The organism is Kitasatospora sp. HUAS MG31, from assembly GCF_040571325.1.
Lineage (GTDB): Bacteria > Actinomycetota > Actinomycetes > Streptomycetales > Streptomycetaceae > Kitasatospora > Kitasatospora camelliae.
This window is the reverse complement of record NZ_CP159872.1, coordinates 2,655,407-2,668,592: the sequence shown is the minus strand read 5'-3', so window position 1 is coordinate 2,668,592 and position 13,186 is coordinate 2,655,407. Positions and strand designations below refer to the sequence as shown.

Sequence of the window (13,186 nt, the reverse complement as noted above, 5' to 3'; positions counted from 1 at the left end):
CGTGCGCACCCTGTGCTCCTCGACCCTGATCGGCGAGGCGTTCCTGATCCTCTTCGCCGGGCTGGTCGCCGCCCGGCTGTCCGACGTCCCGACCGCCACGGTCTGGGCGGTCAGCGGCGTGGCCATGCTGCTGTGCGTGCTGCTCTGCGGCATGCTCGGGCGGCCGGGCGCGGTGACCGTGGGCTGGGCGCTGCAGCTCGGGCTGATCGCCAGCGGGTTCGTCCTGCCGACGATGTTCGCCCTGGGCGCGGTGTTCGCCCTGCTGTGGTGGTGCTCGGTGCACTACGGGCGCCGGATCGACGAGATCAAGGCCGCCCGGGCGGCCGCCGCGGCGGGCTGAGCGCCCCCGCTCCACGGCGCCGGGAGCGGATGCCGGAGGATGCGGAGGCGGCGCATCCGCGCTGCTCACGCAAGGTAACCTCTGTGCCGTATACACCAAGCACGACCGAATCCCCTGGAGCCTCACCGTGTCGCAGCGCACTCTCGTCCTGCTCAAGCCCGACGCCGTGCAGCGCGGCCTGGCCGGCGAGATCATCAGCCGGATCGAGCGGAAGGCCGGCTGGCGGTTCGCGGCCATGGAGCTGCGCACCTTCGACCGGGCGACGCTGGAGCAGCACTACGCCGAGCACGTCGGCCGGCCGTTCTACGAGCCGCTGCTGGAGTTCATGACCTCCGGTCCGTCGATCGCGCTGATCGTCGAAGGTGAGAACGTCATCCCCGGCATCCGCGCGCTGGCCGGGGCGACCGACCCGCTGCAGGCGGGCCCGGGCACCATCCGCGGCGACTTCGCCACCATCACCCGCGAGAACCTGATCCACGCCTCCGACTCGCCCGAGTCGGCCGAGCGCGAGATCAAGATCTTCTTCCCCGGCCACGCCTGAGACACGCGCCGCGAGGGGCGCGGGGAGCGGGTGCCGAGCGGGCGGACGAGGGCTGCGCCCTCCCGCCCCCGCACCGTCCCCCGCGCCTCCCTGACACCGCATCCGAGCAGCTCACCGGCCCCTGGGCCAAGCGAGCGTTTGATCCTCACACAGCGGAACCCGGGATGCCGACACGGCGTCCCAATCCAGGAAGATGCCCACCGGCCGCCGGAGAATGGGCAGCGATCCGTACCTCGCAGTCGCCGCCTGACCCGCGTGGCTACGATGGTTCCAACTCATGGGCCCGGTGCGGCTGCTCAGCCGGTGTCAGCCCTGTCGTGGGCGCGCGCGGACGGCCCGCTCCCCGCCATTGAATCCGAGCTCGGGAAGGCACTCCACATCCCATGGCCAACAACCTGTCGTTCATCGGCCGTGACATGGCGATCGACCTCGGCACTGCCAACACGCTGGTGTACGTCAGGGGCAAGGGGATCGTCCTGAACGAGCCGTCCGTCGTGGCGGTGAACACCAACACCGGCGGCATCCTGGCGGTCGGCACCGAGGCGAAGAAGATGATCGGCCGGACGCCCGGCAACATCGTCGCCATCCGCCCGCTCAAGGACGGCGTGATCGCCGACTTCGAGATCACCGAGCGGATGCTCCGCTACTTCATCCTGAAGATCCACCGCCGCCGCTACCTGGCCCGTCCGCGGGTCGTGGTCTGCGTGCCCTCGGGGATCACCGGGGTGGAGCGCCGCGCCGTGGTCGAGGCCAGCCACCAGGCGGGTGCCCGTCAGGTGCACATCATCGAGGAGCCGATGGCGGCCGCGATCGGCGCCGGCCTCCCGGTGCACGAGCCGACCGGCAACATGGTGGTCGACATCGGCGGCGGCACCACCGAGGTGGCCGTGATCTCGCTGGGCGGCATCGTCACCGCGCAGTCCCTGCGGGTGGCCGGTGACGAGTTGGACAACGCGATCGTCCAGCACATCAAGAAGGAGTACAGCCTGCTGCTGGGCGAGCGCTCCGCCGAGCAGATCAAGATGTCGATCGGGTCGGCCTTCGCCCTGGAGGGCGAGAAGGACGAGCACGCCGAGATCCGCGGCCGCGACCTGGTCAGCGGTCTGCCGAAGACCGTGGTGATCTCGGCCGCCGAGGTCCGCGAGGCCATCGACGAGCCGGTGAACTCCATCATCGACGCGGTCAAGACCACCCTCGACCAGTGCCCGCCCGAGCTGGCCGGCGACGTGATGGACCGGGGCATCGTGCTCACCGGCGGCGGCGCCCTGCTCCGCGGCCTGGACGAGCGGCTTCGCCGGGAGACCGGCATGCCGATCCACATCGCGGAGAACCCGCTGGACTCCGTCGCGCTCGGCTCCGGCAAGTGCGTCGAGGAGTTCGAGGCGCTGCAGCAGGTCCTCGACGCCCAGCCGCGTCGCTGACCGACCAACGGACCAACTGAACAACCGGTACTCGGACGAAGGGGCAGTTCCAGCACCGTGAGGGACACACGAGAGAGCCGACTGCTGCTCATCCTGCTGGTCGCTGTCGCCTTCGCGCTGATCACCGTGGACATCAAGGGCGGCGAGACCTCCCCGCTGAACGGGGCCCGCCGGGGCGCCGCCCAGGTGCTCGGGCCGGTCGAACGCGGCGCCGCCGGCGCCGTCGACCCGGTCGCCGGGTACATCCGGGCCATCCGGGACGCGTCCACGCACCAGGCGAGGCTCGACCAGATCACCCGTGAGAACACCGACCTGCGCCAGCGGTTGGCCTCCTCGGACGCCGCCGCCGGCCGGACCAAGCAGCTGGACTCCCTGCTGCGCACGGCCGGCGCCGGCGGGTACACCGTCAAGGCCGCCCAGGTCATCGCGATCGGCCCGGCCCAGGGATTCTCCTGGACCATCACCATCGACGCCGGCAGCGACGACGGCCTCGACCGCGACATGACCGTCATCGACGGCCAGGGCCTGGTCGGCCGGATCACCACGGTCGCCCCGACCACCGCCACCGTGCTGCTCGCCTCCGACCCCGGCTTCACCGCCGGCGTCCGGCTGGAGGGCAGCGGCGAGATCGGCTTCGCCGCCGGCCAGGGCACCAGCCCGATGAGGATCTCGCTGCTCAACGGCCGCGCCCAGGTGAAGGAGGGCGACCGCCTGGTCACCTTCGGCTCGCAGAGCGGCCGGCCGTTCGTCCCGGGCGTCCCGGTCGGCAAGGTCGTCCAGGTCGAGGCCACCCCCGGCCAGCTCACCAAGACCATCATGGTCGAGCCGTACGTGCAGTTCACCCGGCTCGACCTGGTCGGCGTGGTGGTCGTCCCGCCGCGCACCGACCCGCGGGACGCCGTCCTGCCGGCCGCGGCCGCCGCCGCGGCGGCCCCGGCCGACGTACCGCCCACCAAGCCCGCCGGGGGGAACTGACGTTGCGCGTCAACCGCATCCTGCTCGCCGCCGTCCTGCTGCTGCTCGCCCTGGTCGTCCAGGTCAGCGTGCTGGGCCGGCTCCAACTGCCGGGCGCCACCCCGGACCTGCTGCTGCTGGTCGTGGTCGGCCTCGCCCTGGTGTACGGGCCCGCCGGCGGCTGCCTGGTCGGCTTCGCCGGCGGCCTGCTCGCCGACCTGGCCCCGCCCTCCGACCACGCCATCGGCCGGTACGCCCTGGTGCTCTGCCTGATGGGCTACCTCGTCGGCCTGCTCCGCCCCGAGGGCGGCCGGCAGCGCTCGGCGATCAGCGCCCTGCTCGTGGTGGCCGGCGCGGCCGTCGTCACCACGCTGCTGTACGCCACGGTCGGTGCCCTGGTCGGCGACACCGCCGCCCGCCACGTCGGCCTGACCGGCCTGGTCACCAGCGCCCTGATCTACGACGTGCTGCTGGCGCCGTTCGTGGTGCCCGCGGTGATGATGCTGGCCCGCCGCTTCGACGGCACCGTCGAGCCCGAATCGGCCTCGACCGGCGGCGACGGCGGCTCCGGCCTCGGCAGCCTGTCCCGGTACCGGACCACCCGCGAGGTGTCCGGCTCGGCACCGCTGCGCAGGCGCCGCGGCTTCGGCCTCGTCAAGCGCCCCTGAGCCCCGCCGGTCCGAGGAGTACCTGCACGTGAACGAGGAAAGCGAAGCGAGGAGGGGCGCATGAGCAACATCCCGGAGACCGGCCGGACCCAGCGGTTGACGATCCGCCTGGTGGTGCTGCAGATCCTGGTGCTCTCGCTGCTCGCCACGCTCGGCGGGCGGCTCTGGTACCTGCAGATCCGCACCGGCAGCCAGTACGCCGCCAAGGCCGAGGGCAACCACGTGCGCGAGGTGGTCGAGCCGGCCGTCCGCGGCGAGATCCTCGACGCCTCCGGCCGGATCCTGGCCGGCAACGAGACCAAGCTGGTGGTCTCGGTCAGCCGCACCTCGCTGCTGCAGCAGAAGGACAAGGGCAAGGCCGTGCTGGCCCGGCTCGCCGGGGTGCTCGGGATGACGCCCAAGGACGTCGAGGAGAAGGTCCGGCTCTGCGACGCCAAGACGCCGCAGCCCTGCTGGAACGGCTCGCCCTACCAGCCGATCCCGGTGACCCAGCAGGCCACCACCCAGCAGGCGATGCAGATAATGGAACGCCGCGAGGACTTCCCCGGGGTGACCGCGCAGCCCACCGCCGTCCGCAAGTACACCGGCGTCGAGGGCGCCAACGCGGCCCAGGTGCTCGGCTACCTCTCGCCGGTCACCGACGACGAGGTCACCAAGACCGCCGAGAAGCCCGGCCGTGAGCGCCGCCTCCCCTCCGACCAGATCGGCCGGGCCGGCCTGGAGTCGGTGTACGACGACGACCTGCGCGGCACCACCGGCATCGACCGGCTGGAGGTGGACAACCTCGGCCGGGTCATCGGCAGCGCCGGGCGCACCCCCGCCCAGGCCGGCAACAACCTGGTGACCAGCATCGACGCCCGGGTCCAGAAGGTCGCCGAGGAGCAGCTCGCGCAGGCCATGTCCGACGCCCGCAAGGTGTACGACAAGATCACCGAGAAGAACTACGAGGCCGACTCCGGCGCCGTCGTGGTGATGGACGTCAACACCGGCCGGATCGTCGCCATGGCCAGCGCGCCGACCTTCGACCCCAACGTCTGGGTCGGCGGCATCAGCGCCAAGGACTACCAGAACCTCACCGGCAAGGACTCCAACTTCCCGCTGCTCAACCGGGCCATACAGGGTCAGTCCGCCCCCGGCTCCACCTTCAAGGTGGTCTCCACCGCCGCCGCCGCGCAGGCAGGCTACTCGCTCGACGGCCACTACCCCTGCCCGAGCAGCCTCACCATCGGCGGCCGCGAGTTCAAGAACTTCGAGAGCCAGGGCCACGGCTCCATCACCCTGGGCCAGGCCCTGGAGGTGTCCTGCGACACCGTCTTCTACGGGCTCGCCTACGACCAGTGGATGAAGGACGGCGGCATCAAGCCCAAGAAGGACCCGGGCGACTGGTTCTTCAAGACCGCCAAGCAGTTCGGCCTCGGCGCCAAGACCGGCATCGACCTCCCCAGTGAGGTCACCGGCCGCGTCCCCGACCGGCAGTGGAAGCAGTCGTACTACGACGCCAACAAGGACGCCTGGTGCGCGGTCGCCAAGTCCGACAAGCAGGACTACGCCTCCCAGATCGCCCGCGAGAACTGCGTCGACGGCAACGTGATGCGCGCCGGTGACGCCGTCAACTACTCCATCGGCCAGGGCGACACCCTGGTCACCCCGCTCCAGATGGCCCGGATCTACGCGGCCCTCGCCAACGGCGGCACGCTCTACCGGCCGACCATCGGCAAGGCCATCGTCAGCCCCGGCGGCGAGCTGGTCCGCGAGATCCAGCCGCACGCCGACGGCCGCATCCCGGCCGACGCCAAGGCCCTGGAGTACATCGACGAGGCCACCCGCCAGGTCATCGAACGCGGTACCGCCGCCTGGAAGTTCACCGCGGTCGGCTGGCCGCAGAAGCAGATCGAGCTGCACGCCAAGACCGGTACCGCCGAGGTCGCAGGCAAGCAGACCACCTCGTACCTGACCACCTACAGCCGCGACTACGCCGTGGTGATGACGATGAGCCAGGCCGGTACCGGTTCCGGCGCCTCCGGTGACGCCGTCCGGCGGATCTACCAGGCGCTGTACGGCGTCGACGACAAGGGCGCCATCGACACCAACAAGGCGCTGCTGCCCAAGCCGCAGGCCGAGCTGCCGAAGTTCAACCAGGACGGCACCGCGGTCATCAAACAGGCCTCCTACGGCGGCACCGCGACCTTCCTCGACCCCCTCCAGCCCGCGGGCCCCGGGGCCCCCGCCCCGGTCGTCTGGGCGGCCCTCGAACCCACCCGCCCGACCACCACGCTGAGGGGCAGGGCATGAGCTCGTACGGCGCCTCCTACCGGTCCGTCCGCCTCGCCCCGCAGCGCGGGCCGCTCGGCCGGGCCCTGGGCAAGTCCTCGCCGCTGCGCCGGCTGGACTGGATCATGGTCCTGTCCGCGCTGGCCCTGTCCCTGGGCAGCTCGCTGCTGGTCTGGTCGGCCACCCGCGCCCGGGACAACCTCACCCACGGCGACCCGCAATACTTCCTCTGGCGGCACCTGACCAACCTGGCCATCGGCCTGGCGCTCTTCGTCGTGGTGGTCGTCCTGGGGACCCGCCGGCTGCGGACCGCCGTCCCGGTGGTGTACCTGGTGGTCATGGTCATGCTGGTGGCCACCCTCAGCCCGCTCGGCTCCACCATCAACGGCCAGCACTCCTGGATCCAGTTCGGAGGCGGCTTCTCGCTGCAGCCCGCCGAGTTCGCCAAGCTGGCGATCGTGCTCGGCATGGCGGTGATCCTCTCCGCCCGGGTCGACGCGGGGGAGCGCGAGTTCCCCACCGACCGCAGCGTGATCCAGTCCCTGGTGGTCGCCACCGTCCCGATGGCCCTGATCATGCTGATGCCGGACGCCGGCTCGGTCATGGTCATGGGCGTCATCGTGCTGGGCATCCTGCTCGCCTCCGGCGCCGCCAACCGCTGGGTGTTCGGGCTGATGGGCGCCGGCGTGCTCGGCGCGGTCGCGATCTGGAAGCTCGGCGTGCTCAGCAAGTACCAGATCGACCGGTTCGCCGCCTTCGCCAACCCGGCCCTCGACCCGGCCGGCGTCGGCTACAACACCAACCAGGCCCGGATCGCCATCGGCTCCGGCGGACTCACCGGCGCCGGGCTCTTCAACGGCCACCAGACCTCCGGCCAGTTCGTCCCCGAGCAGCAGACCGACTTCGTTTTCAGCGTGGCCGGCGAGGAACTCGGCTTCGTCGGCGCCGCCGCCCTGATCGCCCTGCTCGGCGTCATCCTCTGGCGCGCCTGCGCCATAGCGCGCCAGGCCACCGACCTGTACGGCACGGTCCTCGCCGCGGGCGTGGTCACCTGGTTCGCCTTCCAGGCGTTCGAGAACATCGGGATGAACCTCGGCATCATGCCGGTGGCCGGAATCCCCCTTCCGTTCGTGTCCTACGGCGGCTCCTCGATGTTCGCCGTGTGGATCGCGGTCGGCCTCCTGCAGTCCGTCAGATCCCAGCGGCCGATAGGGATCTGAGGCAATCCGGGGGATCAGACGGACAGTCCACGCATAGCGGAATAGTGAGTCGACGAATCGGCCAGGCTGGTGCAAAGCTTGGCCGATTTTCGTCGAACACCAGGGGGACCCTCGCCATGCGCCTGCGCACCGCCCTCGGCATCGCGGCCGCCTCGGCCGTCGCCGTCGTGGGGCTGCCCGCTCCCGCCCTCGCCATCACCGCGACCACCCTGGTGGTGGACGGCGACTCCGCCCAGTGCAGCGACACGGGCACCGGCACCGTCGCCCGGCCCTACTGCACCATCGCGGCCGCCGCCAAGGTGGTCGAGCCCGGCCAGACCGTCCGGGTGCTGCCGGGGAGCTACGCCGGGGACGTACACCTGACCCGGTCCGGGACGCCCGAGAAGCCGATCACCTTCCTCGGCGGGCCGATCACGTACCAGAACGAGGTCCAGCCCACCATCCGGACCGGCACGACCACGCAGCGGGCCCTGGTGATCGAGGGCGCGCACGACCTCGTGGTCCGCGGCTTCCAGGTCCGCGCCCCGAAGGACGCGATCACCGTCACCGACTCCTCCCGCATCGTGCTCGACCAGCTCAGGATGGACAACGACGCCGGTGCCGACATCCGGATCTCCGGCGCCAGCGACCACGTGACGGTCAGCCGGAGCCACTTCCTGGCCACCGCCGGCGTCCAGGTCGACCCGGGCGTGCGCGCCACCCTGATCACCGCCAACGACTTCAACCGCAGCCGGCAGGCGGCCGTCCGCATCAAGGGCGCGCCCGACACCGCGATCACCCACAACACGATCGTCTACTCCTGCCAGGAGAGCGTGCTGATCGACGGCGCCGCCACCGGAGCCCTGGTCGAGAACAACGTCATCACGGCGGACAACCCGGCCTACACCGGGACCAATCCGGCGAACTGCGGGACCAGCGGCCGCGGCGAGGCCGAGATCTCGCTCTCGGCCGACTCCGTGACCGGCTCCAAGGTCGACTACAACACCGTCCACGCCTGGCCCGACGCCGCCGCCTACCGCTGGGCCGGCACGGCCTACCCGACTGCCGCCGCGTTCACCTCCGCGACCGGCCAGGGCGCCCACAACACCGACCAGAACACCGACTTCGACGAGCAGCGGAACTGGCCGTTCAACCTGCTCCCCGCCACGGACGCCGCCGACATCGACGCCGCCGACCCCACCGCACCGGGCGTGGACACCGACCTCCTCGGCTCCAAGCCGCTCGACCACCCCAAGGTGGCCGGCAGCGCACCCGCCGGGGGCGTCCGCGACCGCGGCGCCTACGAGCGCACCGGACTGCACGACGCCTCGCTGACCATGAACGGCCCGTACGGCAGCACGGTCGGCCCCGCACCGCTCACCGTCACCGCCACCGCCCGGGCGACCGACGACTGGGCGACCGGCCCCCTCGCGTACTCCTTCGACTTCGGCGACGGCACGGCCCCGGTGGCCTCCGCCACCCCCGAGGCCATCCACACCTACACCCAGCCCGGCAGCTACCGGGTGATCGCCACCGTGACCACCGCCACGGGGGCGCGCACCGTCACGACCACCGGCTACGCCGGGGCCACCCAACCCGGAGAGCTCACCGCGGACTTCACCGCCGTGCCGAAGGACGGCGGCGGCACCTTCATGTTCGCCCCGACCGCCACCTCGCCGTGGACGATCCAGCGGACCTCGTTCCACTTCGGCGACCGCGGCGAGGTCCGCACCCCGACCTACGGCGAGGTCTGGTACCGCTTCGAGTACCCCGGGACCTACCCGGTCACGATGACCGTCACCGACGCGGCCGGCCACGAGGCCACCGTGACCAAGCAGATCCAGGTGGTCTACGACACCGAGCACCGGGTGCTGCTGCCCGGCGAGCGGGTCCAGGTCCTCGCGCAGAGCGCCGGCTCCCTGCTCTCCACCGGCGCCAACTACACCTCGGGCCTCTGGGCCGGCATCACCCCCGTCGCACTCGACTACGGGGACGCCCCGAAGGCCGACCGGATCACCGCCACCGCGAGCGCGACCACCTCCGACGGATGGCTGCGGGCCTTCGCCCTCGCCGACGGGAGGATCCACACCGACGACCGGAACCTCTCCGCCGGCCGGATCAACCGCATGGGCGGCGACATCGTCCGCGGCGCCTGGGTCGGCTGGTCGGAGGTCGGCGCCTCGGGCGCGGGCGGCCTGACCGGCGTCACCCAGATCGCCGCCGCCTCCATCGGCAACCGGACGCACCTGGTCGCCCTGGCCGGCGGCCGGGTCTACGAGGCGTCGAGCTACACCGACACCGGCCGCTGGTCGGCCTGGGGCGACGTCACCGCCGCCGCCGGACTGCCCGCCGGCACCACCAGGATCGCCGCCGCCACCACCGGCAACTCCCTCCACATCGCCGCCCTCGGCGCCGACGGCGGCCTGAGGATCGCCGACGGCAACTACGACCGCGGCACCTGGAGCAGCGGCGACCTCACCGCGTACCGCCCCGGCCCGGCCGGGATCACCCAGCTGTCGGCGGCCTCGCTCGGCGCCACGTTCCACGTCCTCGCGGTGGCCGGCGGCGACGTCCACCAGATCAGCGGCGACTACGCGGCCGGCAACTGGAGCCGCTGGGCCGACGTCTCCGCCGTCACCGGCCTGAACGGCACGGTCACCCGGGTCGCCGCGGCCGCCACCGGCAACACGCTGCGCCTCTTCGCGCTCAGCGACGGCCACATCCACAACGCCAACGGCGACTACACCCGCGGACTCTGGTCCCGTTGGGCCGACGTGACCGCACCCGGTGCCGCAGGGGCCACCACGCCGGTGACCTCGCTGACCGCCGCCGGCCTCTGAACCGCGGTCCGGGGGCCCGGCACCGTCCAGGCCCCCGGACCGCGAGGGTCCGAGCCGACCCGACGGACCGTCGAACGGCTCCGGCACCAACCGGTCAGGCGGCCGACCGCCCGTCACGGGCGTCTGCCACGCCCGGCCGTGATCTTCGAGCATCGTCTCCGACCAGGGGGGTCGTCCTTCGTGCGTCTTCGTCCATCACTCGGCCTGACCGTGGCAGCGGCCACCGTCGTCCTCGGGCTCCCCACGCCCGCGACGGCGGCCGGCTCCACCATGCTGATCGTCAACAACGCCACCGGCTCGAACTGCTCGGACACCGGTCCGGGCACGCTCGCCCAGCCGTACTGCACCATCTCCGCCGCCGCCAAGGTCGTCCAGCCGGGCCAGACCGTGAAGGTCCTGCCCAGCTCGCGTCTGTACACGGGCGACACGGTCCGCCTCACCCGCTCCGGCACCCCGGAGCAGCCGATCACCTTCCTCGGCGGACAGACCAGCAGTGACGCCATGTCGATGCCGCTGCTCACGGGCGGCACCAGCAGCTTCGTCCTGAACAACGTCCACGACGTGGTGATCAAGGGCTTCCGGTACGACCGGGTCAAGGACCCGATCGTCATCACGGACTCCTCCCGGATCACCGTGGACCAGAACTGGTTCAGCACCACCTCCGGCACCGCCGACATCCGGGTCTCCGGCACCAGCGACCACGTGACGGTCAGCCGCGGCCTCTTCCCCGACACCCTCGGCGTGGCCGTCGACTCCGGCGCCAGGTCCACCCTGATCACCGGGAACGACTTCAGCCGCACCACCACCTCGGCCGTCACCGTCAAGGACGCGCCGCAGACCGCCGTCACCAACAACACCATCGCCTTCTCCTGCCAGGAGAGCGTGCTCGTCGACGGCGCCTCGCCGGGCGCGGTGATCGAGAACAACGTCATCACCGCCGACCACCCGGCCACCACCAAGGACTACCCGGCCGAATGCGACGCCGCCCACCGCGGCGAGGCCGAGATCTCCCTCTCCGCCGGCTCGGTGACCGACTCCAAGGTCGACTACAACACCGTCCACCCCTGGCCCGACGCCGCCGCCTACCGCTGGAACGGCACCGCCTACCCGACCCCCGCCGCGTTCACCACCGCCACCGGCCAGGGAGCCCACGACACCGACCTCGACGTCGCCTTCGTCGAGGACTTCCCCGCCTGGCCCTTCCACCGCCTCCCGGCCGGGGCCGGCGCCGCGGTCGACTCGGCCGACCCCACCGCGCCCGGCACCGGCACCGACATCTTCGGCTCCAAGCCGGTCGACGACCCCCGGACCGCGAACACCGCCCCCGCCGGCGGCGTCCGCGACCGCGGCGCCTACGAGAACGTCGGCCTCCAGGGCACCCTCACCGTCCGCGGCACCCAGATCCCCAACCCCCGCGGCCCGGTCCCGCTGACCGTCAAGGCCACCGCCACCGCCACCGAAAGCTTCGGAACCTCGGCGGTCACCTACACCTTCGACTTCGGTGACGGCACCGCCCCGGCGGTCTCCACGACCCCCGAGGCCACCCACACCTACACCGTGCCGGGCAGCTACGTGGTCACCGCCACCCTCACCACCGCGAACGGCGCCCGGACCACCACCGACGGCTCGACCGTCACCGTCACCCCGGCCGGCGACCTGGCCCCCGACTTCACCGCCGAGAAGAAGGACGACGCGGGCACCTTCGTCCTCACCCCCGCCGTCACCTCGCCCTGGCCGCTCACCAAGGCCGTCCTCACCATCCCGTACGGCGGCGACTTCGACGTCACCGACGGCCGCGCCGTCTGGTTCCGGTTCGACAAGCCGGGCACGTACAACGTCACCCTGACCGCCACCGACGCGGTCGGCCACCAGGCCACCACGACCAAGGCCGTCACCGTCCAGTTCAGCGCCGAGCAGCTCGCGATGCTGCCCGGCGAGCGCGTCCAGCTGGTCGCCAGGACCGCCGACTCGCTGCTCGGCATCGGCGCCAACTACACCAGCGGCATCTGGGGCACCCCCTCGAACCTGCCGCCCAACTCGTCCGGCGTGCAGGCCTCCTCGGTCGGCTCGATGGCGAGCACCGTGAGCGGCGACGGCTACCTGCGGGCCTTCTACGTCGCCGGCACCGAGATCTACGGCGTGGACCGCAACCTGGCGGGGGCCCGCCAGGAAGCCATGGGCACCTCCGACCGCGGTACCTGGTTCGGCTCGTCCGCCCTCAGCCTGCACGGCGCCGGCTACCTCTCCGGCGTCACCCAGGTCTCGGCGGCCTCGATCGGCCGGTACACCCACGTCGTGGCCCTCGCCGCGTACGGCCGGGTCTACGAGACCACCGGCGACCACGCCTCCGGCACGTGGACCCCCTGGGGCGACGTGACCGCGGCGGCGCACCTGCCGGCCGGCGCCACCCAGATCGCGGCGGGCACCACCGGCAACTCCCTGCACATCGCCGCCCTCGGCGCCGACGGCCACATCAGGGTCGCCGACGGCGACTACACCCGCGGCACCTGGGGCAGCGGCGACCTCACCGCCTACATCGGCGGCCCGAGCCAGATCACCCAGCTCACCGCCGCCACCCTCGGCTCCAAGTTCCACGTCCTCGCGCTCAGCGGCGGCAACGTCCACCAGACCAGCGGCGACTACGCCGCAGGCAACTGGAGCTCCTGGGCGAACGTCTCCTCGGTGATCGGCCTGCCCGGCGCGGTGACCCAGGTCTCCGCCGCCGCCACCGGCAACAGCCTCCGCCTGTTCGGCGTCTCCGGCGGCCACGTCTACAACGCCAACGGCGACTACACCCAGGGCCGTTGGTGGCCGTGGGCGGACGTCACCGCGCCCGGCGCCGCCGGCACCACCGCCCCCGTCACCGCCGTGACGGCCGCCGGCACCAACTGACCGCCCGACTGACCCGCACCGACTGACCGGCGGCCACCCGCCGCCACGGAGGGCCCCCGG

At 72.1% G+C, this 13,186-nt stretch carries 9 protein-coding genes; all 9 read left to right on the top strand.

All coding sequences use genetic code 11. The features are described 5' to 3' along the window. The first annotated feature begins 1 nt into the window (after nucleotide 1). The 9 genes from ABWK59_RS12010 (at nucleotide 2) to ABWK59_RS11970 (ending at nucleotide 13,126) form a co-directional block, all read left to right on the top strand. Nucleotides 2-340 (top strand): DUF4233 domain-containing protein, encoded by a 339-nt coding sequence (locus tag ABWK59_RS12010; RefSeq protein WP_354640382.1) that lies wholly within the window; start codon nucleotides 2-4, stop codon nucleotides 338-340. 127 nt (nucleotides 341-467) lie between these two features. Next, nucleotides 468-881 carry a nucleoside-diphosphate kinase gene (gene ndk / locus ABWK59_RS12005; RefSeq protein ID WP_354640381.1) on the top strand — a complete coding sequence of 138 codons (414 nt, stop codon included), beginning with the start codon at nucleotides 468-470 and terminating at the stop codon, nucleotides 879-881. Nucleotides 882-1,276: 395 nt separating this feature from the next. Beyond that, nucleotides 1,277-2,302, top strand: a complete 1,026-nt coding sequence (locus ABWK59_RS12000) for a rod shape-determining protein (RefSeq protein ID WP_354644922.1) — start codon at nucleotides 1,277-1,279, stop codon at nucleotides 2,300-2,302. Between the two features lie 57 nt (nucleotides 2,303-2,359). After that, the gene (mreC, locus tag ABWK59_RS11995; RefSeq protein ID WP_354640379.1) at nucleotides 2,360-3,277 is read left to right on the top strand and encodes a rod shape-determining protein MreC; all 918 of its coding nucleotides are present in this window, start codon (nucleotides 2,360-2,362) and stop codon (nucleotides 3,275-3,277) included. 2 nt (nucleotides 3,278-3,279) lie between these two features. Beyond that, nucleotides 3,280-3,924, top strand: coding sequence for a rod shape-determining protein MreD (gene mreD / locus ABWK59_RS11990; RefSeq protein ID WP_354640377.1), 645 nt, complete (start codon nucleotides 3,280-3,282; stop codon nucleotides 3,922-3,924). A 60-nt stretch (nucleotides 3,925-3,984) separates the two neighbouring features. Beyond that, nucleotides 3,985-6,216: a penicillin-binding protein 2 gene (gene mrdA / locus ABWK59_RS11985; protein WP_354640376.1), complete on the top strand. Its 2,232-nt coding sequence runs from the start codon at nucleotides 3,985-3,987 to the stop codon at nucleotides 6,214-6,216. Next, nucleotides 6,213-7,415: a rod shape-determining protein RodA gene (gene rodA, locus ABWK59_RS11980; protein WP_354640375.1), complete on the top strand. Its 1,203-nt coding sequence runs from the start codon at nucleotides 6,213-6,215 to the stop codon at nucleotides 7,413-7,415. Before mrdA ends, rodA begins: the two co-directional genes overlap by 4 nt. A gap of 116 nt (nucleotides 7,416-7,531) precedes the next feature. Then, nucleotides 7,532-10,234 carry a PKD domain-containing protein gene (locus ABWK59_RS11975; RefSeq protein ID WP_354640373.1) on the top strand — a complete coding sequence of 901 codons (2,703 nt, stop codon included), beginning with the start codon at nucleotides 7,532-7,534 and terminating at the stop codon, nucleotides 10,232-10,234. Nucleotides 10,235-10,444: 210 nt separating this feature from the next. After that, nucleotides 10,445-13,126 carry a PKD domain-containing protein gene (locus ABWK59_RS11970; RefSeq protein WP_354640371.1) on the top strand — a complete coding sequence of 894 codons (2,682 nt, stop codon included), beginning with the start codon at nucleotides 10,445-10,447 and terminating at the stop codon, nucleotides 13,124-13,126. Nucleotides 13,127-13,186: the final 60 nt, after the last annotated feature.

Coding starts and splice junctions, on each gene's coding strand:
- mrdA (WP_354640376.1), top strand. CDS start 3,985: ATGAGCAACATCCCGGAGACCGGCCGGACCCAGCGGTTGACGATCCGC.
- rodA (WP_354640375.1), top strand. CDS start 6,213: ATGAGCTCGTACGGCGCCTCCTACCGGTCCGTCCGCCTCGCCCCGCAG.
- ABWK59_RS11975 (WP_354640373.1), top strand. CDS start 7,532: ATGCGCCTGCGCACCGCCCTCGGCATCGCGGCCGCCTCGGCCGTCGCC.